Source organism: Microbispora cellulosiformans, assembly GCF_008728085.1.
Taxonomy (GTDB): domain Bacteria; phylum Actinomycetota; class Actinomycetes; order Streptosporangiales; family Streptosporangiaceae; genus Microbispora; species Microbispora amethystogenes.
In genome coordinates this window covers 145452-170123 of the sequence record NZ_VYTZ01000014.1, presented here as the reverse complement: position 1 = coordinate 170123, position 24672 = coordinate 145452, and the positions used below count along the sequence as shown (strand labels likewise).

General features: G+C 65.7%; 25 protein-coding genes. 17 read left to right on the top strand and 8 right to left on the bottom strand.

Translation table 11 applies throughout. The features are described from left to right. The first annotated feature begins 43 nt into the window (after nucleotides 1-43). Together fxlM and F5972_RS30175 are read left to right on the top strand one after the other, a co-directional pair. Nucleotides 44-2095: a methyltransferase, FxLD system gene (fxlM, locus tag F5972_RS30180; RefSeq protein ID WP_150938346.1), complete on the top strand. Its 2052-nt coding sequence runs from the start codon at nucleotides 44-46 to the stop codon at nucleotides 2093-2095. Between the two features lie 4 nt (nucleotides 2096-2099). Continuing rightward, nucleotides 2100-3197: a hypothetical protein gene (locus F5972_RS30175; protein WP_150938344.1), complete on the top strand. Its 1098-nt coding sequence runs from the start codon at nucleotides 2100-2102 to the stop codon at nucleotides 3195-3197. A 67-nt stretch (nucleotides 3198-3264) separates the two neighbouring features. Here the strand turns inward: F5972_RS30175 and F5972_RS30170 are convergent, their stop codons facing one another. After that, nucleotides 3265-3801 carry an NUDIX hydrolase gene (locus F5972_RS30170; RefSeq protein ID WP_318527645.1) on the bottom strand — a complete coding sequence of 179 codons (537 nt, stop codon included), beginning with the start codon at nucleotides 3799-3801 and terminating at the stop codon, nucleotides 3265-3267. A gap of 145 nt (nucleotides 3802-3946) precedes the next feature. Further along, nucleotides 3947-4513, bottom strand: a complete 567-nt coding sequence (locus F5972_RS30165; protein WP_225312028.1) for a P-loop NTPase family protein — start codon at nucleotides 4511-4513, stop codon at nucleotides 3947-3949. 177 nt (nucleotides 4514-4690) lie between these two features. Between F5972_RS30165 and F5972_RS30160 the strand changes: the two genes are divergently transcribed. From F5972_RS30160 to F5972_RS30095, 14 genes are all read left to right on the top strand, one after another. After that, on the top strand, nucleotides 4691-5185 hold the full coding sequence (locus F5972_RS30160) for an NUDIX domain-containing protein (protein ID WP_150938339.1): 495 nt from the start codon (nucleotides 4691-4693) through the stop codon (nucleotides 5183-5185). A 124-nt stretch (nucleotides 5186-5309) separates the two neighbouring features. After that, nucleotides 5310-6362: an EcsC family protein gene (locus F5972_RS30155; RefSeq protein WP_150938337.1), complete on the top strand. Its 1053-nt coding sequence runs from the start codon at nucleotides 5310-5312 to the stop codon at nucleotides 6360-6362. Between the two features lie 577 nt (nucleotides 6363-6939). Beyond that, entirely contained in the window at nucleotides 6940-7458 is a 519-nt protein-coding gene (locus tag F5972_RS30145) for a hypothetical protein (RefSeq protein ID WP_150938334.1), read from the top strand. Then, on the top strand, nucleotides 7440-8258 hold the full coding sequence (locus F5972_RS30140) for a hypothetical protein (RefSeq protein ID WP_150938332.1): 819 nt from the start codon (nucleotides 7440-7442) through the stop codon (nucleotides 8256-8258). Before F5972_RS30145 ends, F5972_RS30140 begins: the two co-directional genes overlap by 19 nt. 4 nt (nucleotides 8259-8262) lie before the next feature. Beyond that, nucleotides 8263-8913, top strand: coding sequence for an SAF domain-containing protein (locus tag F5972_RS30135; RefSeq protein WP_079313187.1), 651 nt, complete (start codon nucleotides 8263-8265; stop codon nucleotides 8911-8913). Nucleotides 8914-8919: 6 nt separating this feature from the next. Beyond that, nucleotides 8920-9663, top strand: coding sequence for a hypothetical protein (locus tag F5972_RS30130; RefSeq protein WP_150938330.1), 744 nt, complete (start codon nucleotides 8920-8922; stop codon nucleotides 9661-9663). Then, nucleotides 9660-10973 carry a CpaF family protein gene (locus tag F5972_RS30125; RefSeq protein ID WP_150938328.1) on the top strand — a complete coding sequence of 438 codons (1314 nt, stop codon included), beginning with the start codon at nucleotides 9660-9662 and terminating at the stop codon, nucleotides 10971-10973. Before F5972_RS30130 ends, F5972_RS30125 begins: the two co-directional genes overlap by 4 nt. Nucleotides 10974-11128: 155 nt before the next feature. After that, complete coding sequence (locus F5972_RS30120) at nucleotides 11129-11803, top strand: type II secretion system F family protein (protein ID WP_191910382.1); 675 nt, start codon at nucleotides 11129-11131, stop codon at nucleotides 11801-11803. Next, entirely contained in the window at nucleotides 11800-12669 is an 870-nt protein-coding gene (locus F5972_RS30115) for a type II secretion system F family protein (protein WP_150938324.1), read from the top strand. The genes F5972_RS30120 and F5972_RS30115 overlap by 4 nt, the downstream gene beginning before the upstream one ends. A gap of 21 nt (nucleotides 12670-12690) precedes the next feature. Continuing rightward, nucleotides 12691-12903: a hypothetical protein gene (locus F5972_RS37550; RefSeq protein WP_191910381.1), complete on the top strand. Its 213-nt coding sequence runs from the start codon at nucleotides 12691-12693 to the stop codon at nucleotides 12901-12903. Then, a complete protein-coding gene (locus F5972_RS30110; RefSeq protein WP_191910380.1) occupies nucleotides 12900-13274 on the top strand; it encodes a TadE/TadG family type IV pilus assembly protein in 375 nt (124 codons plus the stop codon). Before F5972_RS37550 ends, F5972_RS30110 begins: the two co-directional genes overlap by 4 nt. Beyond that, nucleotides 13271-13696 carry a TadE/TadG family type IV pilus assembly protein gene (locus F5972_RS30105; protein ID WP_150938320.1) on the top strand — a complete coding sequence of 142 codons (426 nt, stop codon included), beginning with the start codon at nucleotides 13271-13273 and terminating at the stop codon, nucleotides 13694-13696. The genes F5972_RS30110 and F5972_RS30105 overlap by 4 nt, the downstream gene beginning before the upstream one ends. Nucleotides 13697-13698: 2 nt before the next feature. After that, nucleotides 13699-14118, top strand: a complete 420-nt coding sequence (locus F5972_RS30100) for a pilus assembly protein TadG-related protein (RefSeq protein ID WP_191910379.1) — start codon at nucleotides 13699-13701, stop codon at nucleotides 14116-14118. Further along, entirely contained in the window at nucleotides 14115-16841 is a 2727-nt protein-coding gene (locus F5972_RS30095) for a LysM peptidoglycan-binding domain-containing protein (RefSeq protein ID WP_150938316.1), read from the top strand. Before F5972_RS30100 ends, F5972_RS30095 begins: the two co-directional genes overlap by 4 nt. A 23-nt stretch (nucleotides 16842-16864) precedes the next feature. On the opposite strand, the gene F5972_RS30090 is transcribed toward F5972_RS30095, so the two are convergent. Further along, entirely contained in the window at nucleotides 16865-17752 is an 888-nt protein-coding gene (locus F5972_RS30090) for a phosphotransferase enzyme family protein (protein ID WP_150938315.1), read from the bottom strand. A 69-nt stretch (nucleotides 17753-17821) separates the two neighbouring features. Further along, nucleotides 17822-19207, bottom strand: coding sequence for a tetratricopeptide repeat protein (locus F5972_RS30085; RefSeq protein ID WP_150938313.1), 1386 nt, complete (start codon nucleotides 19205-19207; stop codon nucleotides 17822-17824). Nucleotides 19208-19421: 214 nt separating this feature from the next. Between F5972_RS30085 and F5972_RS30080 the strand changes: the two genes are divergently transcribed. Continuing rightward, complete coding sequence (locus tag F5972_RS30080; protein ID WP_150938311.1) at nucleotides 19422-20024, top strand: ATP-binding protein; 603 nt, start codon at nucleotides 19422-19424, stop codon at nucleotides 20022-20024. A 155-nt stretch (nucleotides 20025-20179) separates the two neighbouring features. Here the strand turns inward: F5972_RS30080 and F5972_RS30075 are convergent, their stop codons facing one another. The 4 genes from F5972_RS30075 to F5972_RS30060 form a co-directional block, all read right to left on the bottom strand. After that, a complete protein-coding gene (locus F5972_RS30075; RefSeq protein WP_318527644.1) occupies nucleotides 20180-20899 on the bottom strand; it encodes an NUDIX domain-containing protein in 720 nt (239 codons plus the stop codon). Nucleotides 20900-20911: 12 nt separating this feature from the next. Then, complete coding sequence (locus tag F5972_RS30070) at nucleotides 20912-21328, bottom strand: hypothetical protein (RefSeq protein ID WP_150938309.1); 417 nt, start codon at nucleotides 21326-21328, stop codon at nucleotides 20912-20914. Nucleotides 21329-22587: 1259 nt separating this feature from the next. Beyond that, nucleotides 22588-23775 carry a hypothetical protein gene (locus tag F5972_RS30065; RefSeq protein WP_150938307.1) on the bottom strand — a complete coding sequence of 396 codons (1188 nt, stop codon included), beginning with the start codon at nucleotides 23773-23775 and terminating at the stop codon, nucleotides 22588-22590. Further along, nucleotides 23772-24332 carry a DUF4365 domain-containing protein gene (locus F5972_RS30060; protein ID WP_150938305.1) on the bottom strand — a complete coding sequence of 187 codons (561 nt, stop codon included), beginning with the start codon at nucleotides 24330-24332 and terminating at the stop codon, nucleotides 23772-23774. The genes F5972_RS30065 and F5972_RS30060 overlap by 4 nt, the downstream gene beginning before the upstream one ends. Nucleotides 24333-24672 lie beyond the last annotated feature (340 nt).

Genomic DNA, 24672 nt, shown 5'->3' with positions numbered 1-24672 from the left:
GTCATTCGATCCCAGCCCCCACTGAGAAGGAGCGCCCACGACCATGGACGTGAACGATAAGGACCTGCCGATCACGCCCGAGCAGGGCTGGTGGCATGCCAGTGTGTCGTTCCCAGGCGGTTCCGTGAGCCTGGGGGCTGCCCAGGCGCTGGCGTCCGCGCTGCACGACCAGCGGTTTCACTTCCTGCGCAAGGACGGCGGGCTGCGGTTGCGCACCGAGCGCCCGGCTGCGGACCTGCTGGACCGGCTCGTCGCCGACCAAGTGGCCGGCGGTTGGGTCGGCGGTGTCTACGAGCCGGAGAGCGAGGCGTTCGGCGGCCCCGAAGGCATGGATGTCGCCCATGAGGTTTTCTGCGCGGACAGCCGCGCAGCCCTGGCCGAGACGGGCAGGGCAGGTGCCCGGGAACGCTGCATCCTGCTGATCTCGGCCATGAACCGGGCGGCCGGCTTGGACCCTTTCGAGATCGGCGACGTCTGGGCGAAGCTCGGCTCCCTGCGGCCATCCGTCACCCCGCCTGCCATCGCCTCACGTGACCAGGCGGTAGCGGCCATGCGGCGCCTCATGAACGCCGACGCTGCTCGGCGGCCGGACGCCGAGCCCGGCTGGGCCGAGCGCGTCGCCGCGTTCGAGGAGGCCGGATACCGGCTGAGGCGGCTGGCCGCGGATGGGCGGCTGACGCGGGGTCTGCGCGCGGTACTCGCCCATCACGCGATCTTCGCCTTCAACCGCGCCGGAGTGTCCGCTGACGAGCAGGCCGCAACCGCATGGCTGGGCCGACACGTCGCCTTCGCCGACGAGGAGGCAGCTGACGTGTCTTCCCGCACGTCCACCTCACCGGACTCTAACCTCACCCGAATGGAGACCACCGTGACGCCTGCAACCGACCCCGCCGAGCTGCGCGAAGCGCTCGTGACCCGCCTCATCGACAGCGGCCACCTGCGCACCCCTGACGTCATCGCCGCTTTCCGGAACACCGAACGGCACCTGTTCCTCCCCATCGCCGACCTTCAGGCCGCGTACGTCGACGACGCCGTGCCCATCAAGCACGACGAGACCGGCGAAATGGTCTCTTGCATCTCCGCACCCTCGATCGTCGCCACACAGCTGGAGCAGCTGGGCGCCAAGCCTGGCCACAGGATCTTGGAAGCGGGGGCCGCCACCGGCTACAACGCACACCTGCTCGGCCAGCTCGTCACCCCCGGAGGTCACGTGTGGACCGTGGACGTCGACCAGGACCTCGTGAACGGCGCCCAGAAGAACCTCGCGCAGGCCGGGGCTCAGGACGTGACCGTCGTGCTGGCCGACGGCGCCGCTGGCCTTCCCGAACACGCCCCCTTCGACCGCATCCAGTTCACCGTCGGCGCCGGCGACATCCCCCTGAGGATCCTCGACCAGCTCGCCCCGAACGGACGCCTGGTCATCCCGATGCGGATCCGCGGCAGCATCTCGCGATCCTTCGCTTTCGAACGCGACGGCAAGACCTGGAAGGCCGTCTCGTGCGAGATGGCGACGTTCGTGCCCCTGCGCAAAGGCGTCTGCGACGACACCTACACCCTCGTGCATATGGCCGGTGACGGAAACGTACGCCTGGAGACCTTCAGCGAGCAGGACGTGGACCACGAGGCGATACGCACCGTCCTGGACCAGCCGCCGGCCAAGGTCTACTCCGGCGTGCAGTTCCGCCAGGGCGACCCCTGGCAGTGGCTGTATCTGTACCTGGCGTGCGTGCTGCCCAACGGCCTGTCGCGCATGCCCGGGTCCCGCCCCGGCTTCACCCCGCACTTCGGCTGGGGCTCCATGGCCGCGCTCGACGGCGACACCCTGGCCTACCTGACCGTGCGCGAAGGCGAGGACGACCAGGGCAGGTTCTGGGAGATCGGCGTCATCGGCCACGGCCCGCGCGCCGCCGAGCTCGCCGACCAGGTCGCCACCGAGATCGGCGAATGGGACCGCGGCTGGGGCAACAACGCCCCGGAACCCGACTTCCGCATGGCCGTAGGTGATGCCCGCGACAAACTGACGACCGCCGAACCGCGCTTCGTCATCGACAAGACCTACAGCCGTCTCGTCGTCGACTGGCCGCGCAGGAGCTGAGCCGATGATCCCCGCGATAGCCAGCCATATCCCGCTGGTCCGCCGACCCAAGGCGGCCGGGTTACCCCTGGCCGAACGCATCAGCCACCTCACCGAGCTGACCGTCGAGCCCACCAATGCGAGCCACCGCGCTCTGGTGGCCCGCGCCAGTGGGATCCTCAACTACGCCGCGCTGATCGCCTCCGACGTCGGGATGCCCGACCTGGCCGCGCAACTGTGCTGGAGGCAGCACCAGGTCTTCGCCAAAGCGGGCAACCTCACGGGGGACATCGCCGTGATGGCACTCATGCCACTGGTGAACATCGCCCGGCTGCTGATCCGCGAAGGTGACGGCGAAGGCGCCTACGACCTGCTCACGCGGCTGTACCGCGCTGCTCAGCGGCGCGGCACAGCCGAGATCCGCAACCACAACGTGGATCTGTCGGTGCTGATCGACACAGAGGCGGACCACCGAAAGGTCTGCGAGGAGCTGTGGGTCACCGTGCTCATCGACGGCGCCAGGGCCCTGGCCCGGATCGGCCGCTGGACCGAGGCCGCCGAAGCCATGGCCGCGCATCGCGGCGTCGGCAATCGCCTCCTCGACGGCCGTCAAATCATGATCATGTCACTGATGGAACGTGGCCTCGACGAGCAGGCTCGCGCCACGATCGAATCCACCGTCCCCGCGGAACCGTGGGAGAACGCCATCGCGGCCCTCCTGCGCATCTGCTGCCGCCCAGCGACGTCACCAGCGCCGCAGCCGGAGTTTGAGCATGCCCTGCAGGAGGCACTCGCTCTGATCACCCCGCCCGACCCCGCGACCGCGACGTTCCAGGCCCGAGTCGGACTGACCGCACTCGACCTGGCCCACGACCGGACCAGCCCCTGCCCCGCCCTTCTGCGGGACGCCGTCGTGGAGGTGTCCATCCTCGACGCCTACGCCGCCCGCGACGTCCTGAACCACCGCCCGGTCTACTCCCGCCTGGCTAATGAGCAAAGACAGAAACTCCACGCCGTACTGACCGCGTCAGGGCTCGGTGCCGGGAAGCTCTCACCTGCCCACATGCACGCTCTCACCACAGCCGTGGACACGGCCGAAGTGACACTCCGCGGGCTTCTGTGACTCGCTCACGGTCTTCGTAGTAATTGCAAAGGCGTGACGTGAGCGGCTCCAGCCAGAGCCGCTCTGGTCAGCGGCCCGTACCTTCTCGGGTACGGGCCAGATGCCTGGCGTACTCGCGGATCCGTGGTCTGTCCTCGGGAAAGGCGCCCTCCCAGTCGTGGTGCAACGGGACCCAGGCGGCCTGCTGGTGACTCTCACCGCTCAGCGGGAGCGACCCGTTGAGCACTGCGGCATACGCAAGGCCGAGCGTGGGCGCCCAATCAGAACGATAGGACCGCACGAAAACCGCCGCGGGGACGTCCGACAGGTCGCCGACGATGCCGGTTTCCTCATGCAGCTCACGGCGGGCGGCGTCCCGTGGGATTTCTCCCTGCTCGACCTTCCCGCCGGGCGCCACCCAGCCTCTCCAGCGGTGCTTGACGAGCAGAACACGCTCAAGGGCCTCGTCGAACGCCCAGACCTCAGCCGCGATCGGCTCGATAGCGCTGCGGCTGCCCAGCAGCTCTTCCAGCCAGGCCCGCGCGTCATCGAACTCCGCCTCGGCGCGGTACGTGTCAGTCACAGCCGCGCGCAGTGTGTGCTGGTCAGGGTCAGCCAGAATCACCGGCATAGGCTACTGGCCGAAGAGCACCTCACGGGAGGAACACAAGGAACGCGGGGACCGGACCGATGACGAAGAAAGCGCCTACAGGCGTCCGATGACGACGTACTCGTCCGCGCCGTCCTCGATACGCTCAACCACGACCACCTCACTGACCGCGATCGCGGGGATCACCGCGGACCGAGGCGGCCGTCATGGGTGCGGCGTTGTCACTGGTTGGTCTGGCTGGAGCCAGGCGCGCCTGGCGCAGCACCTGCCGCACCGACGCTTCCAGCGGACTGTCCTCGCCGATAACAGTCTCGCACCCGTCCGGCAGCAGGTCGCGCTCCTGATACCACTCCCGCATCTGGTCTGGGGTGAACTCCGACCGCTGGGGGCGGCTGTCATGCCGCCGGAGCGTCTCCGGAAGGGACACGTCCAGGTAGAAGAAGGCGCTGGTTCCGGCGTGGTCACGGCGTAGGGACTGCAGCATCGCCCCGTACCGGCTGGCGGTGAGGATGCCTTCGAGCAGGACGTGATACCCGTGATCGAGGGAGTACCGGACGATCGTGTCGATGAGGCCGATGTTCACACCCCCATGTACGTCCCGCTCCCGCAGCAGCTCCCGCCGTACGACGTCCTGGCCGACCAGAGCCAGACCACGGCCATAGGCGACCCGCACGGCCCGGGCGACGCTGGTCTTCCCAGAGCCGGAGTTCCCGCGGAGAACGATCAAACGGGTATCAAGAGAGCCGGTACGCACCGGCTCAGGGTACGAACAGTCCGTGGGCGACACGCCGTCTTTCCCTGCCGACCGGTGACGTCCCACCCAGTGGTGTACGAGCTGCCTCCGCGTGAGGTTTGGAAATACACCGGCGCCAAGCCGTGCGCGGCTCATAGTGTCGGAGCCGTCATGAGCGACTCCGCGTCATACCTGGCCTTCGTCGCCTCCGTACCCCGCCTTCGTGCTGCGGCAGGCGCATTGCTCCGAGACAACGAGGGGCGGGTGCTTGTCGTGCACCCGGTTTACAAGGACGAATGGGACATCCCCGGCGGGATGGTCGAGGCAGGGGAGTCCCCCGCCAGTGCTCTGCTCCGTGAACTACAGGAGGAGTTGGGCATCACACCGCCGGTAGGTCAGCTCGCATGTGTCGACTGGGTGCCACCGACACCGCCCTGGGACGCCGGGCTGATGTTCGTCTTCAATGCAGGCGTGCTCACTGATTCCCAAATCGCGGCGCTCCGTCTGCAGCCCGAGGAACTCGACGAATACGTATTCGCTCCTCCCGCTGACCTGGACAAGCTCTTGCCGCCAGGCCTGGCGCGGAGGATGAACGCGGCCATCTTGGCGGCAGACGCCGGCCAGACTGCTTACCTGGAGGACGGCCTCATCTGCCTACTCCCATAGCCCAGATTCATGCGCGAGCTCGTAACTTGACGTTGCGGTCGCGGCCGCAGAGCGTCACAGTCAGCAGGCGGTTCCACGACCCGCTGTATTTGAGCGACTTTCAATGGTTCGGTGAGGAGCATCGATGCGGAAAGACATGTCCAACTACGAGACCCGGGCCTGGTTCACCTTGCTCGAAAACGAGCGGAAGCGCCGGAACAGTTTGAGAGCACGCGGAGCCAGCAAGGTGGCACTCGTCACCAAGCGTACCGGCGAGCAGATCAGGAAGGACCCCGGCGCGGTGAAGGTCACGGAACTCGGTGACGAGACCATCATCAAGGCGCTGGAAGGCTGTTTCAAGGCCATCTTCTTGCCCGCAGTGTTTTCGACATCGCTGGAGAAGCGCGTCGAGAAGCTGCGTCGCAAGCACCAGGATCTGGGTGCGGAGTCGCCATTCGAGTCGCTCGACCTCAAGGACCTCGACAAAGGTCGGCCGATGTTGACCATCCCGTTCATCGCGGTACTCGAATCCGGCGCCGCCTCCGTCAGGATCACCGGAGCAAGGGTCAGCACGACTGTCAGGGGTGGCACGACAGCAGGAGTCGCGGTCGCGGTGGTGGCGTCAGACGCGTTGATCTCGTTGGCTCTCCTCGGCCGCGCTGTGGCCGAGGTCGCCGTCCACTATGGCTACGACCCTCGGGAGCCTGAAGAGGAGGAATTCCTGATGCGGGTCCTGAACTACGGCATGGCGTCATCGCTCATGACCAAGACGGCTACTCTCGCGAGCCTGTCGTGCCTCACCCAGATGATGATGCGCCGCGCAACATGGAACCAGTTGGGAAAGGAGCCTCTCGTTCAGGTCATCCTGCAGATCTTCAAGCTACTCAGACTGCCGCTCACCAAGGCGCGGCTCGCCAACGTCATGCCGATCGTCGGCGGCATCCTCGTTGCCGGGCTCAGCTTCAACATGCTCTATTCGGCTATCGAGGATGCGACACGGCTCTACCGCGCCCGCTACCTGGCTGAGAAGTACGGGCTGTCATGGGAGGACTGGATCAACCAGCCGACGCTGGTGGCCGACGCTGCGAAGGCCGACCCAGTCGTCGATGTGACGGCGGTTGAGATTGACGGCCTACTAAATGAGGTCACCGCCGGCGAGGAGGGGGCCAACTACGCCCCACCTGCCGAGGACGACTGACTCCACGTCGTTTCTCCCGTCTCTGCCAGCGCAGCAGGTCGTGGAGCAGGTAGTTCTACTGGCAGCCGGAGCGGCTCTGGTAGAGGATCGCGTTGACGACCTTCCGCATCTCGTAGCCGCCCTAATGGCCGCTGACCCGGGATGCGCAGCCTTCCACGCGTGATCACGGGCTCGATCAAAGCCAGCAGCCGGGCCGCTAACGGTGGACGCCGGAATGTCGTGAGCCCGTAGCCGCCCTCATTGGCGGTGTATACCTTGCCGCCCTCAGGTTGCGGTTCGAGACGTTCACGGAACTCCTGAGTACATTTAGTGCGCTATACAGAACAAGCGCCCATCAGGCGGAGAATCTCCCATTTATGGGCAATTTGGGCTCCACTTCTCGCACGGCAAGAGGCAACCACCATAAGGACTTAGCCGTTTCATAAAGCACGGGTAATGATTGGATGACCAGACCCTTAGGCGCCGCGCTTGGGCCACTACTCTAATCTGGCGACTGCTTGTAGTGGACCAATTTCTACGGTGAAGGTGCTGGCCGGTGAGGGTTGTTTCGCGATGCCCAAAACGAGCCTTGCCCTTGGTGGCGATGTTCGTCGTCACGGCAAGCGCTGTGACTGCCTGCCAGTCCAGTGGCACGGCTCCAGAACCAACCCGTACCACCACGCCGCTCTCGCCCACACCGACGGCCACCACTAGCGAGGATGCCGTTCTTGCCGTATACCGCGACCTCTACCCTGCCGGCCAACGCGCCGAGCGTGCTTACCCAGCAGAGCGCAAGGCGATCCTTGAACAGGTGGCAGCCCAGCCTCTTCTGAGCCGGATGTTGCGAGGAATCGCCGCGCTCCGCGCCACTCACCGGGTGACCTGGGGACAGCCCGAACATCACCCGTTCGACGTACGGATCAAGGGCGACCACGCCACCCTCCACGACTGCCAAGACGCCCGGAAAGGCGGTCAGGCAGACGATCGGACAGGAAAGCGCCTCACGCACGGAACGAGTCGCATTCATCTTGTTGCCACCATCACGAAGGGGGCGGATGACACCTGGCGAGTGTCGAAGGTAGAGCAGGTGAAAGAGCCTTGTTCGCCTACGGCATGACTTATGTCCTTGTCGCCGGACTTGCCATTGCCCCGCTCGGGGACGGAGACGGGGACGGCGTCGGCGTGTCGAGCGACTACACGGGCTACATCATTTCGGCCAAGCGCCTGCCCCGTCCCGGGTCACAGACTCCGACGGGCAAGGGATCGAAGGTCAGATGTTCTTACCAGCGGTGGTTCGCTGACGGGCGGGAGAACGGTGGTCTGGAGTTCGTCGATCCTGGCAGCAACCTGAGCAGCGAGCCGACCGGCAAGGGCGCCTACTACCTGGTCGAGTGCTCCGACGGCTACCGAGATGTCGTCTGGATCAAGAAACGGCGTGATGCGGTAACCCCTGAGCAGCTCGCTCGTCGCGCGTACAAATTGATCCCGATCGCGCCGCCGACAGTGCTCACCGCTCCGCCACGCGGACAGAACGGGCTGGTCGGGCTCCCGCAGTGGTTCTTCCTACCCGACGGGCAGTGGGCGCCCAAGTCCAAGCGGCTGCACATCGGCGCTGTCTGGGCCGCGGCCACTGCCACTCCCGAGCGGATGACCATCAGTACCGGCGACGGCCAGACGCTCACCTGCGACGGGCCCGGAACCGCGTACGACATCACCCGGCCCGCCGATCAGCAAAGCTCCACCTGTTCGCACACGTACCAGCATCCGGCCAGCGCCTACCGGGTGACCGTGTCAGTGACCTGGAGCGGCACCTGGCGCGGTTCAGGTGGCACAGGCGGCACGCTGCCGCCCATCACGAAGTCGGTCACCTTCCCGATCCGCGTCATCGAAGCCCAGGCGCTCGTCACGAAGGGATAGCCCTATGCTCCAGCGCTCCACGCCGAGCAGGGAAGCGGGCCGGGCCACACACGTGCGCCCGCTACCGAGCAGGCGCAGCCCGGTGATGCTCGTGGTGAGCATCGCGCTGACCGCTCTCGGCGCGCTGATCGCTTGGCAGGTGTACGGCATCGCCGGGCACCGGACGCCGGTTCTCGTCATGGCGCGCGACGTTCCCATCGGCCAGCAGTTGCAAGCCCAGGACCTTCGGACGGTCGCGCTCGGCTTGGACTCGGGAGTACGGGCCGTGGAGGCTACCGACAAGAGCGCGGTCATCGGCAGACGCGCCGCTGTGGACCTGAAGGCCGGCAGCCTGCTGGCACCCGCGCACCTGACCGGGACACTCGTTCCGGCACCGGGACAGGTCGTCGTGCCGGTGGCGCTCAAGCCCAGCCAACTGCCTGCCAGGGGAATCCAGCCCGGTGATCGCGTCGTGGCCGCCGCCGTGGCGCCCGCCATCTCGAACGGGCAGGGCACCCCGGCCGATCACCAGGCTCGGGTCGACCGCGTCGGCGAGCCCGACGCTGACGGGCTCATCGTGGTCGACCTCGTCGTCCCGGCCGGCGAGGGCAGTGCGCTGGCCCGTCAGGCCGCGGACGGGAAGATCGCGCTCATCCTCCAGTCGCGGGCGAGGTGAACATAGATGCTGACCGTCTTGTGTTCGGGCGGCCACAGTCCGGGCGTCACGACGACCGGACTCGCTCTCACGCTGGCCTGGCCGCGTGAGGTTCTGTTCGCCGAGTGCGATCCTGCTGGTGGCAGCGTCCTGTCCGGATATCTGGTCGGCCAACCGCAGGAACGCGGCCTGGGCGAGTGGGCGGTCCAACTCCGCCGCGGCGCCGACCCCGGCGCCACGCTTCGCGAGCAGCTCTTGCATCTGGCCGGGACCGTATCCCGCCGTATCCTGCCAGGCCTCGCCGACCCTGCTCAGGTGGCCTCGGTCCGGCAACTCTGGGTGGACATCACCAAGACCTTCACCGCGACGCCCGGGGATGTGATCGCCGACGTCGGACGCGTCGGCGGCTCGGACACGCCTACCTCGCTGCTCGTCGACGCGGACCAGGTGCTCGTGGTCGCACGTCCCACGCTCGTGGATCTGTCCGCGCTGGCTCCCCGCCTAACTGAGATTCGAGCCCTGCGCGGTCGTCGGTCCGGTCCGCGGGCTCTGCTCGTCGGGGCCGGGCCGTACGGCCGCAAGGAGGTGGCGAAGACGCTCGGCGTGGATGTGGTCGACCACCTTCCCCACGATCCGCGGGCCGCCACGGTGCTGTCGCACGGCAGCGGCAACGAGCGATACGTCCCCCGTTCTCCACTGATTCGGGCCGCTCGTTCGCTGGCCGATCACCTCTGTGAGGAACCGGCACGTACCGAGGTGACAGTCTCGTGAGCTTCGAGGTCCAGCAGGCGGTACGCGAGGTCCTGCCCACGGTCACGCAGGCGCTTGATGCTGCAGCGGTCAACGGGGACGAGGCCGTACGCGAGTACGCGAGAGCAGTAATCACCGACCTGGTCCGTGAGCACGTGGACAGCAGGGCGCTGGCAGGCAGGGATGCGCCGACGCTGCAGGAGGAGCGCCGGCTCGCGGAAGCGGTCTACAACGAGATCTTCGCGCTGGGGCGTCTGCAGCCGTTCGTCGACGACCCCGAGGTGGAGAACATCGACGTCAACGGCTGTGACCAGGTGTGGATCACCTACCGGGACGGTCGCAAGGCGCTCGGACCACCGATCGCCGACAGTGATGAGGAGCTGGTGGGCAACGTCCGCCGGTGGGCCGCCTACCAGGGACAGACTGCCCGGGATTTCTCGATCGCCCGGCCGCGTCTTCACCTGTCCGTCGGCCACCGGACCCGCATTGCCGCGCTGATGGGAGTCACGCCGCGGCCGTGCCTGTCCATCCGCAGACACGGCCTGCTCGAGGCCGACCTGGACGACCTGATGGTGAACGGCACCGTGGACAAGGGGCTTCGCGCGTTCCTCGCCGCCGCCGTACGCGCCCACAAGGACATCGTGATCACGGGTGGGATGGGCGACGGCAAGACCACCTTCGCCCGGGCACTGGCCGCCGAGATCGACCCGGACGAGCGGATCGCCACCGTGGAGAAGGAGTACGAGCTCTTCCTTCACCTGCAGACCGACCGGCACCGAGACGTGCTCGCGATGGAGGCCCGGGAGGGCAACACCGAAGGACTGGGCGCGATCACGATGCGCCAGCTCATCGAGGACGCCCTTCGGTTCAACGCACGCCGGATCATCGTCGGCGAGGTCCGCGGCGACGAGCTGGTGCCGATGCTGGAGGCGATGAACACCGGCGGCTCCGGCTCCATCTGCACCATGCATGCCGACTCGGCCGACCAGGTGTTCGCCCGGATGCTGATCCTCGCCGGTTCCGGCGGCCTTTCCATCGCGCCGGACACGCTTTTCCGCACGATCGGCATGGCCGTGGACTTCGTCGTCCACCTGCGGCACGAACTCCGTCACGACATCGACGGCACGGTCAACCGCCGCTACGTCGCCGAGGTGAACGAGGTGCTCCCGCCGGGAGACGGACTGGAACCGGCGGTCAACCACGTCTATGTCCCGGGGCCGGACGGACGGGCCGTACCGAACACGATCCCGCAGTGCATGGAGGAACTGGTGGCGGCGGGGTTCGACCCGGACCTGTTCGCGCCTCGTGGCTGGGATCGAGGGTACGCATGACCGGCTGGCTCGCCGCGCTGGCCGGCGCGGCACTCGTCGCGGGACCTCTGCTCGCCATCGCGGGAGTGCGCCGAGCCCCGGTTCGGCCTCCGCGCCCAGTACGGTGGCTGCCACGGATACCGGCGATTCCCGCGACCGCGGCTGCGGGAGTTCTCGTGCTGACGTGGTGGTTTACGGGCTGGCCGATCGCCGCCCTCGGGGCTGCGGTGGGCGCTGTGACGCTGCCGCGGATGCTCAGCGCCCGCGACAGCGGGCGGCGGATCGAGCGCCTGGAGGCACTTCAGACGTGGACCCGCCATCTGGCCGACGTGCTGGGCGGCAGCGCGGGCATCGAGGAAGCGTTGCAGTCCAGCGCGGACAACCCGCCGCCGGCGATCGCCCCCGAGGTGCGGGCGCTGGCACGGCGGCTCGCCTATCGCACCCCGACCGAGCATGCCTTGCGAGCGTTCGCTGATGACCTGAACGACCCGACCGGGGATGTGATCGCTGCAGCGCTGATCCTGGCCTGCCGCGCCCGCGGCAAGGGACTGCGAGAGGTACTCCAGGGCCTTGCCCGTACGGTGGCCAAGGACGTGGCCGCACGCCGGGAGATCGACGCCGAGCGCGCCACCCATCGCACGACCGCCCGATGGGTCATCGGCGCGCTGCTCGGATACACGGCCTTTGCGCTGGTCAACCGGGCCTATGTCGCCCCGTTCGGAACGGTCGGCGGCCAGCTCGTGCTCGGCATCGTGATCGCGCTGTACGCGGGTGCCTTCATGTGGCTGCACCGCCTGACCAGAGCGCCGAAGGGACATCGCTTCCTCAACCCCGCAGGTGATCCATCGTGATAGCGCTGGTTCTGACCTGTGGCGCATTGATCGGCCTCGGCGGAGCCCTCGCCATCATGGCGCTCTTCCCCGCCCCGCCCGCGCTCGCACCGGCGATGGAACGGCTCAGGCCGGGTGGGAGCCGCAGCGAGCCGGATAGGGACTGGCGGTCGCGCATGGCGCGGAAACTGTCCGGAACAGTAGTCGGCGCGCGCATCCCGCAGGCGGATTTGGCGGTGCTCGGCAGGACGGCCGATGACTACCTCACCCAGAAGGGCGCGATGATCGGGATCGGGACGGCTGGTCCGGTCGTCTTCTGGGCGTGGTGCGCACTGCTCGGCGTCGCCCTTCCCTGGCCGGTCTCCTGGGGAGCATGCCTGGCCTTCGCCGTCGCGGCGTTCTTCGCTCCCGACGCCTCGATACGCGGCCAGGCCGCCAAGGCGCGGGCGGCGTTCCGGCAGGCCATCGTGGCGTACCTGGATCTGGTGGCGCTCGCTCGCGCGGCAGGATCGGGGCCGGCTGAGGCGCTGGAGTCGGCCGCCAAGGTCGGCGGAGGGTGGACATTCCAGCGGTTGTGTCTCGCGCTGGACCCCACACGGCGGGCCACCGCGAGCGCATGGGATGAACTCACCCGGCTGTCTGAGGAGATCCGCGTTCCCGAGCTCGCCGACCTGGCCGCCATCGCCCGGCTCGCCGGAACCCACGGCGCCGGCATCCTCGACACCCTCATGGCCAAGGCCCAATCCCTGCGCGAGGTCGAACTGTCGGCCGAGGTGTCCAAGGCCAAATCCCGTACCGAGACCATGACCGTCCCGATGGCCCTGTCGGTCCTCGGGTTCCTGCTGCTGCTCGGCTATCCCGCCTTCGCGCGGATGACCGGCGGCTGACCCTTTCGGAGGTACCCACCGATGATCTACAGAGCCATGCTCGCGCTGGCCGTACAGCTGGAGCGGATGTCGCTTGTTGTCAATCGGTACGCGCAGCGGCGCGCCGCGAACCCTGAACGCGGTGGTTCGACGGTCGAATGGGTGATCATCGCAGCTGTGGTGTTTCTGCTGGCCATCGCCGTAGGCGCAAAGATCACGTCCGTCGTCAACGAACAGCTCGCCAAAATCAAATGAACGGGCGCGAGCGAGGATCAGCGACGCTGGAGGCCGCGCTGGTCTATCCCGTGCTCCTCCTGCTGGTCCTGCTCGCAATCAACGCCGCGTTGTGGTTTCATGCCCGGAACCTCGCGTTGGCGGCGGCTCAGGAAGGACTGCGAGCCGGGCGCGCGTACGGCTCCAGCCTTTCCGCCAGCCAGGCGACAGCCGAACGCTTCATCCGGCAGGTCGGCGGGTCGTTCCTCACCTCCGCGAAGGTCAGCGTCGAGCGCACCGCGGACAGCCTCAGCGTGGCGGTCAGCGGCCAGGCGATCAGCCTGATTCCGCTGCTGCCCCTCGATGTCGAGCAGGTCGCCCGGGCCCCGGTGGAGAAGTGGACATCCGAATGACGGACCTGCGTGAGCGCGGCTCGATGGCCTTGGAGACGGCGATCATCGCGCCTGCTCTGGTTGCTGTGCTGCTGATGGTGGTCGGACTGGGCCGCGTCACGCTCGCCCACGGTGCCATCGACGCCGCGGCACGGGACGCGGCCCGCCAGGCTTCCATCGCCCGCGATCCAGCCGCGGCACGAGCGGCCGCTCTGTCCAGTGCGCGGGCGACGCTCGACCGTGAAGGACTGGCGTGCTCGCCGTCGGTGGACGTCGACACGGCAGGGTTCTCCACTCCGCTGGGGAGGCCTGCTGTCGTGGTCGCACGTGTCACTTGTGACGTGGACCTGGCGGACCTCGCCGTGCCCGGAGTTCCCGGCTCCAAGCACCTGACCAGCAGCTTCAGTAGCCCGATCGACCCGCACCGCGCAAGGAGCGGATAACCGTGACCCGGACCAAGGAGCGAGGTTCCGTCACGGCGTTCACCGCGGTGCTCGCCCTGGCGCTGCTGATCTGCGCCGGACTCGTCGTGGACGGCGGAGCCAAGATCCAGGCATATCGCGAGGCGTACGCCGTGGCCGAGGAGGCCGCCCGCGCCGGAGCCGGACAGGTGGACATCGACCACGCATACGCCGGCGGCCGATTCGAGATCGACACTTCCAGGGCGTTGGCCGCCGCCCGGGCCTACCTGTCCTCCAGCGGGCACGCGGGCAACGCCTCCCTATCCGGCAACCGCACGGTCCAGGTGACCGTCACGGTGTCCCGGCCCACCATGCTGATCTCCCTGATCGGGATCGGCAGCGTGACCGCCACAGCCAGCGCCTCAGCGCGAATGTTCCAGGGCATCGAGCAAGGACGATCATGACGATGTACGGGCTGCGTCACCCCATCCTCGCCAAGGCGGCGGCGATCGCGGTGCTTACTGGGCTGCTCGCCGGAATCCCCGCCATCCTGCTGACCTTCTTCTGGCCGGTGGACCTGCCCACTCTCGACGACCTGGCCACGCCCGCCGAACCCGTTGTGATCAAGACGCTCCTGCTCGCGACCGTATGGACGTGCTGGGCCCTGTTCGCCGGGGCCGTGATCGCCGAACTGGTGGCAACGGCCCGCGCCAGGCGCGGGAGGGTACGCATGCCGTTCCAGCGACTGGCGGCCTACCTGATCACCACGATCACCCTGGCGACCACAGCTCCGGTTGCCGCATCCCGCGGAGCCATTCCGGCGGCAGCGGTGGCAGTCACACCCGCGGCTTTGCCCTCGCACCACCTCACAGCAGCCGAGCCGAAGACCTCTGAGCCGGCTAAGCCGTACGCGACCTATGTGGTCCAGCCGAGAGACACGCTCTGGACAATCGCCGACAAGCAACTCGGAGACCCGATGCGCTATCGGGAGATCGTCGCGCTGAACCAGGGACGCACCATGGACGACGGGCAGACCTTCACTCGAGGAGACTGGCTGAGACCCGGATGGACCCTACGTCTGCCTGACGACGCCGCCAGGAAGGAACCTCGCGCATCCCAACGCACCCATACCGTCAGGCCGGGCGAAAGTCTGTGGGAGATCGCCGAACAGCACCTCGGCGATGGCACGCGATACAAAGAAATCTTCAGGCTGAATAGAGATCGGCCGCAGCCGGGCGGCGCCCGGCTGACCGATCCTGACGTGCTGGAATCCGGATGGCACCTCGTCCTACCCGAACGCGAACGGGACACCAGGAAGGCCGATCCGACCCGCCATCGAGCCCCTTCGCCTCTTCCCACGACTACGTCGGCAACGCGGCCCGCTCACCACGATGACGTCTCACCTCGTCCCACGGCGGACTTCTCGCCGCAGCCAAGGAGATCGGCCGTCTGTTCCAGCGTGGTCGTGCTGCCCGAAGGCGGGATTATGGCGATGTCTTTCGCCGCCGGCGTGGCCGTCGCGCTCGCCTCCGCCCGGCTCCGCCATCGGCGACGCCTACCCGTCCCGGCCGTCGACGAGCCGCTCAGTGTGCCTGCTCCCGAACCGCAGGCGCCCGCCGTACGAGCGCTGGAGCAGTCACACCGCCGCAGCTTCGCCGAATCGGAAGATGGTCCGCCGGAGGACTTCGAACTGGTCACCTCCGCGTTCTCCATCGACCCGCCGCTCATGCTCAAAGCCGGGATCCGTGGCGAGGAGCCCGTCTCCCTGGAGCTGTCCGGGCTGAATCTGGCGCTGATTGGTCCGGGTGCCGAAGACTGCGTACGAGCGATCGTGCTCGACCTCCTCACCCAGGCAGACCAGCACCGCGCCGAGATCGTCATCCCCTCACAGGACGCCGTACGGTGGTTCGGCGAGGCCATTACCGCACTGATCGGCCACCTCCCGGGCCTCCGGCTGGTCGCCACCCTGGACGAGGCGATCGACCACCTGGAGGAACAGTTCGTCGCCCGCCGCCGCATACTCCGCGACCACGACACCGACGACATCCCCCAGCTTCGCGAGGCTGAGCCCGGCGAGCCCCTGCCCGCGCTGCTGTTGACCGCCTGCGCTGCGGACGGCCACGCGTACCTGGACACCCTCATGAGCTTGGGGTCCACCTTCGGCGTCGGGTCCGTCCTGATAGGGCGATCGTCCTCCGGAACCACCTGTGAGATCGACCGGGACCACCGAGTGGCCGAGGCGACCGGCACTCTGGCGAAGGAACTCCGCGACGTAACGCTGTTCCACATGCCGGCCAATGCGGCGGCGACAGTGCTCCAAACGCTCGCCGCCGGGAACGGCATGCCGGCCGATCCAACCGCAAAGCCGACAGAACTCGAGGTCCCGCTACCCAGCACCGCACCCCAACCGGTCCGGTTCGCCATCCTCGGCGCACCGGTCATCGAGGTGAACGGCACGCCGGTTGACATCTCCGGCCGCGCCAAAGCACTGGAGCTGTTCGTCCTCCTGGCCGTCCACCCCAAGGGCCTGGATCGCGAGGAGATCTGCGAGCACCTCTGGCCGGATCTGGAGGAAACGCTGGCCGGGTACCGCTTCCATGCCGCCCTCAAGGACCTGCGCGCCGCGCTGCGCGGAGCCTCCGGCCTGGGCGAGAAGGAAGCCAGTTTCGTCGAACGAAGCAGCAAGACGTACCGCATCGAGGCGCAGTGTGTCGACGTGGACCTGTGGGCCTTCCACCGCGCGCTCGTCGACGCGCGTACCGCCGGGAATGACGAGGCCAGGACAGCCGCGCTGGAGGTGGTTGCGGGCCTGTGCCGGGGACGCCTGTGCCAGGGCCTCAAGTACGACTGGCTCGATCAGGACCACCGCTGGCCGCTGACCGTGACCAGTGTGAAGGCCCTCCTTCAGCTCGGAGTGCTCCACGAACGCGCAGGGCGGAACGAGCGCGCGTTGGAGGTTTACGACCAAGCGTGCGCTCTCGACCCGGACATGGAGAGCGCAGCCAGGTCGGCCATCCGGCTCCTGATCGACCTCGGCCGCACTGATGAAGCCCGGATGCGCGCTCGCCATCTGAAGGCCCGCCTCGACGCCCTCGGGGTTACGTGTTCCTCCGAAACCCAAGCCCTTCTGGACCGGATGAACACGGCTTCAAAGCCGCGGGTCGAGCTTCAGACGCCACGGGCTTAGGGTTCGCTGTCGGTCGCGCCGGATCAGAGGGCGTGCCACCTGCGCGTGCTGTCTCCTGCCATGAGGGAGGACAGCCGGTTGAAGAGCTCAGCGCGGGCGGCGGGGTTGTGTTCGGCGCCGCGGATGAAGGCGCTCAGGCTGCGAACCTCGCGAATCTGTGCCAGCAGGTTCAGGTCACCGTCCTCCACTGGGTCGGTTCCGTAGGCCGTACAGAAGTCGTGCCATAAGGAGTGCGGGTAGCCGAAGCGGCGGGGTCGCAGGTAGATGGGCATGAAGTCGTATGCGGGCGGGCCGACGCCGACGGAGTCCCAGTCAATGAGCACCCAGCCGCCTGTGGGATGGGGGAGAAGGTTGTTGGTGTGGGCGTCGCCGTGCACGATCCCCCATGACAGCGTGGCCGCGAGCCGCGCGAAGCCCTCCTCCAGCTCCTCGCAACGCGCGACCAGCCAGTCCCGCTCGCTCCCCGACAGGATAGCGGACGCGCTCGCCTCGGCTGCGGTGCTCCCCACCGGGCGAATAGAGGGAAGCGGTAACGGAGGCAGCGAATGACGGTGCAGCACGCGCAGCAGGCCGGCGAGATGAGTCACGTCGGCCGACCGTCCGTCGACGGGCGGCAGGTACTCCCAGAAGGTCGCCAAGTGGGCGCCGACGATCACGGGCTGGGTCACGTCGAGCGGCCTTAGCGTGGGAAATCCCTGCTCGGCGAGCCAAGCGGCGGTCTGAACGGCGATGCGCATGCGTTCCAGCGCCGAGGCGTTGCGGACGCGCGCGACGGCCTTCTCCCGGGGCAAGTGGTAGATCGCGTTGGCGTGAACGCGTAGCAGGCGAGCACCATCACAATCCAGCCCGGCCTGTCGACAGGCGTCTACCAGGGCTGTCCTGTAGGGGGCGTCGACCGGCTGCGTACTCATCGTGAGAGTTGGCGCTCCCCGTGTTGCCCGGCTCACCAGACGGCACTTCGCCGTCTGGTTCCCGGAGCTCTACGCAACTCCGGCCAATTCATCATGCACGCGTTCATTGAACGCGACAACGCGAGGCTCCTTGGCCGGTAGCGATCGGCGGAAACTCCGAAACCGGCTTCGGACCCGGGTGGAGGAAATGGTTCCGGCAATGGGGAGAGCCTGCTCCGCGACGGCCAAGGCGGCGTCGAGGTCGCCGGTCTTGAGATGGGCTGCAGCCAGGTTGAGCTGGCAGAACAGCCTGTCGCGGGCGCGGTCGGTGCTCTTGCCGGTGAGTGCTGCATCGAGGTGGGGCAGCGCGGCGGTGGTGTCGCCGATCACGACCAGCGAGTGCGCTAGCTCCGCTGCGAGTTCGGGTGGGTCGAAGTAGCCGATCCAGGCAGGTTCACCGCCGGGATCGCCGGCGTCCAGTTCTCGTTCGGCGGCGAGGAGGGCCTGGCGGCAGGCTGTGGCCGCGTGGGTGTCGCCTTTCTCGTACAGCCGGGCGCACGCGCGAGCCTCTGCGGCGTAGGCGAGGGCGCGTACGGCCGGCGTCGTGGTGGAGAGGGCGATGTCGTCGTGGGCGGCACGAGCGAGGTAGAGGGCCTCGTCGGCGTGGTCGCGGTTGAGCGCCTGCTGGCTGAGCCGTACCAGCACGAACGCGTCGAAGCCGCGAGACTCGGTGCCGGATGCCTTTGCCAGGCGCAATGCCTGGATGTAGTAGCGCTGGGCCAAGCCGTGCCGTTCGAGGTCGTAGGCCATCCAGCCCGCAAGCTGGAGCATCTCGGCCGCTACAGCGAACAGGCTGCAGCCTACGGCATCGGTGTAGCTGCCGCGCAGCAGAGGGGCTACGTGATCGTGCAGGTAGGTTGTCACCGCGCTGCGTACCAGTCCGCCGCCTCGGGCATGGTCGAGCCCGGAGAACCATGCGCACGTCTCTCGGATCTGGGCGACGTGGCGGTGCGTCACATCCCGGCTTTCCGTCTGCCTGCCTGTCACCGAGTCGACCAGACCGTACCGCCAGCCGGTGATGGCCTCGGAAACAGCGGGAGAGGCGAAGTCCAACGCGGCCAAGGCCCGGGCGCGTGCATGGTCCACCTCGCATGCCAGCAGCTCGGCGACGCATTCGACGGTGACGGGCAGGGATCGCTCGTACCGCAGAGCGAGATCGGAGACCGCCGGGGCGAAGGTCACTGGCCACACGTCGTTCAGCGTGAGCGGCCGACCCAGGCGAGCGGCGAGCACGGCCACGATGACGCGACCCACCGCCAGGTCTGGCACGGTCGTCCTGGACAGGTAGCGCCCGATGCTCACCCGGCTCACGCTCACCCCGGATTCCCGGGCGAGCGGATGGGAGTTGACTGCCGCGGCGAAGCTTTCGTGCTTGCCGAAGCCGGCCTCTGCGTACAGGCGCGCGAGTCCGATCATTTCGTCCTTCCCTTCGTCAGGAGGAGGACAACGGAGCCCGCAGAATAACAGGCTGCAATCGCCCCATCACTGTCATGTTCACCGATGAACACGGCGAACTTTCTGAACCCGCAGCGGACGCGAAACGCCTGGTCACGACGCTGCGGATGAGATTTCCTTGGGCCTCGGCAACCGAGCGGGAGTGCGGTTGGCCCTTCATTCCGAGGAGACAGCAATGACCCCTGGCTGGTGCCAGCGCGCCTTTCGCGGCGAGGCGCGCCAACTCCAGGAGGTTCGCCGGTATGTCGGCGGCCTGCTGACCGACTGCCCGGACCGCGACGCCGTCATCACCTGCGTGGCCGAACTGGCCTCGAACGCCATCATGCACACCCACTCCGGAAACGGCGGCACCTTCGTCGTCCACGTGCAGCGCAGCACCAACGAGCTGCGCATCGCTGTTGCGGACGCAGGAGCCGCGACGCAGCCGACCATCCGGGTCGCCCAGACCGAGAACCTTCTCGAAGGCGGCCGAGGCCTCGCGATCGTGGCGGCTCTGAGCGAGCAGATGGGCGTCAACGGGGATGCGCGAGGCCGGACTGTGTGGGCCGAGTTCCGCTGGCCAGCGCAGCAGCCCGTCGCCCGGACGTCACCGGAGGCCGAGCCCGCCCGCGCCCTCGTTGAACTGGGCACCAAGTTCGGCGCCTGGGTCTGCTGGTTCGGCAACCAGACACGTCAATGGTGGGCCATGCCGCGGATACCCAAGCCGCTTCTGATCTCCGCTTCGTCTGCGCACGACCTCGCACGCCGAATCGCCGTTATCGAGCAGGACGGCGCATAGACCGCCGCGTGGCCGGAGAATTGTCCACCCCCGGGACGTACCCCCGACTCCGGCCACGCGGCCGCTCAATTTTTGCGCACCCGGTCGTGCACGATAAGCCGTGTATAGGGTATGTCGAGAATTCAATGAGGACAGTCCGCCATTTAGACCATCCGCTACCTGGCCCCCACTGGACGCCTAAACGGGGGATTGAGAGTTCTAGCACGACCACGACGATAAAGATCGGCAGGCCGACCCCCATCGCGATTATGACGTTTCCGACCAGTCAATTCAACAAAGCCTTTGATTGTGGCTACTTTCCGTCGGAAATTACCTGGGTCCATGGTGACGCCCCAGACAAGCTCAAAGACCCGCCGCAATTCAGAAAGGGTGAACACCTGAGGACAGAAAGAAGTTGCTAAAGGCGTGTACTCCAATTCGCTCCGAATCCTTTCCATTGCGTTGTCGATGATAATCCAGTGATCGAAGGCAAGCTGTTCCCGCAAGGAGTCGTCGACCTCAACCCAGTCAGCGCTTCGCGCGTCCGTTCCACCAGCCACCGTGGGCAGATCCGGAGCAATCGCAAGATAGGCGGTCGTTATGACACGACCACGGGGGTCACGATCAGGGTCAGAGTAGGTATGAAGCTGCAGCAGAGGCAACTGATGCGCCTCGAGCCCCGTCTCCTCAGCAAGCTCTCTGCGAGCCGTGCGCTCCAGGTCCTCTCCCGGCCTTAGAAATCCGCCAGGCAGAGCAAGCCGACCTCGGAATGGTTCGTTCTCCCTAACCACGAGAAGTATCTTTAAAAGATCATCGCGGATCGTCAGAACTACTAGATCAGCAGTGTGTTTGGCATCGATACGAGGCCGATGGCCGGAATGAGCGCCTGCTTCCACCTCTAGGCCCTCCTAAGCTCCATAGAGTCTCAGCATCATGCTCGCAAGAACGGCGGGCTGGAGAACTGCGCCAGGAAGAATCTCGATGGGCAGATCCCGAACCGGTTCCGAGAAATAAACGGAGACCCCACGCTCATGGACGCGCCCCAGTTCGTAACAAGTAGTTCGTCCAACGTAGCCTCCAGGCGCAACAACATAAACAAAGTCAGAAGCGAGAATTTTTTCCAGTGTTATGCTCTGAATATGGTGATCCAATGAATGGGGTGGATCGCTTTCGAATCGCACATACTCTTCGCCAGGATTAACGATACGCGATACAGCGGGCGAATTAACAATCATCCCGACCGCCTCGAATTCTTTTACGGCAGACAGGATCTCCGCATAATGCTTCCTAAAACTGCCAATGATGGAAACGGAAGGCTTAGCCATCACGACTCTCCCTCGAGTTCGCATCCTTCGAGCTATTCGCATCGCTCTCACGGATACGGCGCAGCAACTCGACCGCAGTCAGACTAGCCCCAGTGACTGCGCCCGTTGCGACAGCTGGATCATAGCCAGCCAGAATAAGGAGGAGCACCAGCCCAAAGACCGCGAAGATGACCACTAGCGAAAACAGATCTCGGGAAAACTGTGGAGCGGCGGCGGACCGCCGAAGCTTCCGTGGCATTCCAGCTAGCCTTTCGTCCTGGGCTCGGCAGGGTGCTAGCAAGCTTCTCAGAAGGCCACACGTTGAGCCAGCGCCCAAAGCATCAGAATGACTCAAACCCTAGGTTTGACAAGCTAGATGGCCACATGCGTATAGGTCTACAAGACTAAAACCCCAACTGTGCTGATCAAGGAGGCCCAGGCATTTCCATACTGATCACGCTGGTCAGGATAGGCGCAGGAGGCGAGAGGACTGGAGGAGTTGGAGCTGGGTGAGGCTCTCTGTAAAACAGCAGATCGCCAAGATCCGATGACCTAGCAGGGCAACCTCGTTGCTTGCTGTCACACCCCGCTGATTCCACCTGTCGAAGCGCACCCCTGTCCGCCTGGCCGACCTCGCCTACGCTAACCTGGACGGACGTCCGAGTGATGCCGGCGCCTAAACCCGCGTGGCAGGCGTCACCGGCGCTGGCCCACTTGCGCAACGCGACACCTGTGCCCATATGGCCGGTGGCTTCCCCCTCGACACCACCATGGCCGGGTCTAATGTGCGCGAGTCGGTTGACCTGCTCGTCGTCGCCGACGACGTCCACGGCACCCTCATCACATGGATTGCATCGCCCATCAGAAGCTGTGTTACCAGCTAAACGTGAATGTCCAGGTACTCGCCGACGCCTGCCAGCCGTCTCGTCTCCGTATCGCCAGTCCTGCCCGGAGCCGCCCCACGATCTGACCGCCAGAGCGCTCGGCCTGATTGATACCGCGACCAGAAACCCCGTGAAGTCCTTCGCCGAAGAGAACTACCAAGACGCGGGCGGAACCAGCGCACCCTCGTTGAAGAGCCACCGGCACCGGCCGTGGCTGCCACGGGGCAAAGGACGCCTACCATACTCGTTCCAAGCCATCGGCGAACACGTCGGCCCTGAAGTCATGGAAGCTCCGCTGCCGCCACGCCACGCCACGCCACGCCACGCCACCATGATCATCAGGCCATCCTCGTCCTGCACACCATGGGAAGCCGACCGCTACGCAGCATAAAACGCTCACTGATCAAGACGATCGGGTTCGACCGATCCAAGTATCTCATTCAGAGCGCCCGCCTCAACAGGACCGAGCTCCGTTGGATCATACAGCCAGTAGTTATTCCCCTCCTTCTCCAGGGCGCCGGTAATTCGCAGGAGGTCACCGTTTTTGTGCGCAGAAATGGCGTGTTCATAATCTGGCCTCGAAAGCCGGACTCGAACCCGAGAAACTGACACGCCATAAATGACGTTGAGTATGATCGTTCCGTGCTGCCCAAATCTGGGACGATTGAGATTAGTGACTGTCCCGACAACCACGACAGTCCTGCGCGGCTCAGTTGACGCAAGTCGAGAACTAGCCCTTTCTAGAGCAGGTAGATCGTCTGGAACAAACTCCATCTGCCACGTATCGTCGGAAGGCATCGATTGTCCGCTGGCTGGAAACCAGCGCACGGATACTCGTGCACCCTCAGAGTCCTCAACGAGGGCAGCCAGGGCGCGAGTAAGCTCGCAGGAAACGCCCCTGACCACGCCGGCGTCGAATCCTGATAGGGAGCCGGTGTTGGCGAAGTGGTCCACCCCTTCTCTTGCGGCCACTAGAGATGAAGTTAGCCGCTCCATCACGTCTCTACCTGTCGTTGTTGCACCGGACATCACCGATTCGCCGCCTTTGTCAATCTCTCGAATTTGACCCAGGGGCGTATAGGCAGTGACTATGTAGCTTCCAATTTGCGTTTGCCCCATGAGCACTTTGTTGAGATACTCACGGGCAAATTTCCATTCCCGTTGCCCATGGTATGCCGAAGCATGCCTCGTGGCCTTCGCAGCTGCCACGAGTATTTGCTTTGCTGATGCGATAAGAGCTTCCCCTTGAGTCCATGGGATAAAACCAGGGACTGTACGTGGTTCTTTCTGCCACTGAACCTCGTCGCCCGGAACACGGAGTCTGGATACTACTTTTTGCGCACTGGAAAGTCGTGACCGCTCGAGTGACGACAATGCCTCTTCTAGAAGATCTGCATAGTCATCACGCCCGGGATCGAGGGGTACGAGAACAGCCAACTGCTGGTCGTCCTCATGGATTGCCCAGCGCTCGTAAACATTGGACCGCCCACCCTGCTTGTCCCAGCCCGCACCAGCGAGAAGCGTGATCAAGTCCGATGGGTTAAGCGACAGGGTGCTGATTTCAGAGTCTTCGGCCCGAGTCACGGTTTCCCTCCAGCCCCGACGCGCAACATGATGTCGCATAGAGCTACATCATCGAAGATCTGCGCCGTGGGAATCCGAATATTAGTGCTTTCTTTCCCGCTGAGCTCCACTCCGGCGAGGTTCACCCAGTAACAACAGCGGCGCAGTTCAGTCCAGTTGTGATCTGCCTTGATCCACTCTGCCATTTCTGCAGGAGCAAGCATGGCAACCAGCAGTCTAGGGACCGTAGGATTTTTGTAGTTGAGCTTCGCCAGATGCTGGTTACGCAAGGTCAACGCAAAGTCTTCTCCATCAGGCGGAAGCGGGTACTGGGTAGTGGCCTTGAGCTGAACCTTGATCGTGGCCTCCCCCTCCTCAGAGTGGTGTAAGGAGGCCCCGTGTGTCACGTCCCAGTCGATTCCTCGATAATCCTGATTATGAGGCTGAAGAGAGCATCCCGCCGCAGCCGCAACCGCATGGAGATAGCCGATTTGCAGCGTTTGCATGCATTCCGTCTTGGGGATGTCGCCTCGCACCACTAGCGAGCCGCCATCGGCTGCGTTGCGTTCACGGGTCATACATGTGGCTCCCAAGGCGGGGTAAGAACAGCCAAGTCTAACCCGCCTAATCGCCCAAATACTACCAAGTGACATCTTGTAACGATATGGGTGTTTTTGCCCTATATGCCCGCAACCTGCCGAAAGGTGCATCGAGCGTGCGGAGCCGGCTGTGCGCGCACTCGGCAAAACGCCGTTCTTTCGGCGCCTTTCTCGTTGACGCAATTTGACGTCTCCTGCTAGTTGCAGGTCCCGGCATCGCAAGTGGGTAGTCAGCCGAGCCCCTGGCCTAAGGTCGAAGTTCTCGCGCGCAGTACCTACACGGTTGGACCACGGCGAGAGGAGCGCAAGCATCTGCGCT

Coding starts and splice junctions, on each gene's coding strand:
- fxlM (WP_150938346.1), top strand. CDS start 44: ATGGACGTGAACGATAAGGACCTGCCGATCACGCCCGAGCAGGGCTGG.
- F5972_RS30175 (WP_150938344.1), top strand. CDS start 2,100: ATGATCCCCGCGATAGCCAGCCATATCCCGCTGGTCCGCCGACCCAAG.
- F5972_RS30160 (WP_150938339.1), top strand. CDS start 4,691: ATGAGCGACTCCGCGTCATACCTGGCCTTCGTCGCCTCCGTACCCCGC.
- F5972_RS30155 (WP_150938337.1), top strand. CDS start 5,310: ATGCGGAAAGACATGTCCAACTACGAGACCCGGGCCTGGTTCACCTTG.
- F5972_RS30135 (WP_079313187.1), top strand. CDS start 8,263: ATGCTCCAGCGCTCCACGCCGAGCAGGGAAGCGGGCCGGGCCACACAC.
- F5972_RS30130 (WP_150938330.1), top strand. CDS start 8,920: ATGCTGACCGTCTTGTGTTCGGGCGGCCACAGTCCGGGCGTCACGACG.
- F5972_RS37550 (WP_191910381.1), top strand. CDS start 12,691: ATGATCTACAGAGCCATGCTCGCGCTGGCCGTACAGCTGGAGCGGATG.
- F5972_RS30110 (WP_191910380.1), top strand. CDS start 12,900: ATGAACGGGCGCGAGCGAGGATCAGCGACGCTGGAGGCCGCGCTGGTC.
- F5972_RS30105 (WP_150938320.1), top strand. CDS start 13,271: ATGACGGACCTGCGTGAGCGCGGCTCGATGGCCTTGGAGACGGCGATC.
- F5972_RS30095 (WP_150938316.1), top strand. CDS start 14,115: ATGACGATGTACGGGCTGCGTCACCCCATCCTCGCCAAGGCGGCGGCG.
- F5972_RS30090 (WP_150938315.1), bottom strand. CDS start 17,752: ATGAGTACGCAGCCGGTCGACGCCCCCTACAGGACAGCCCTGGTAGAC.
- F5972_RS30085 (WP_150938313.1), bottom strand. CDS start 19,207: ATGATCGGACTCGCGCGCCTGTACGCAGAGGCCGGCTTCGGCAAGCAC.
- F5972_RS30080 (WP_150938311.1), top strand. CDS start 19,422: ATGACCCCTGGCTGGTGCCAGCGCGCCTTTCGCGGCGAGGCGCGCCAA.
- F5972_RS30070 (WP_150938309.1), bottom strand. CDS start 21,328: ATGGCTAAGCCTTCCGTTTCCATCATTGGCAGTTTTAGGAAGCATTAT.
- F5972_RS30060 (WP_150938305.1), bottom strand. CDS start 24,332: ATGACCCGTGAACGCAACGCAGCCGATGGCGGCTCGCTAGTGGTGCGA.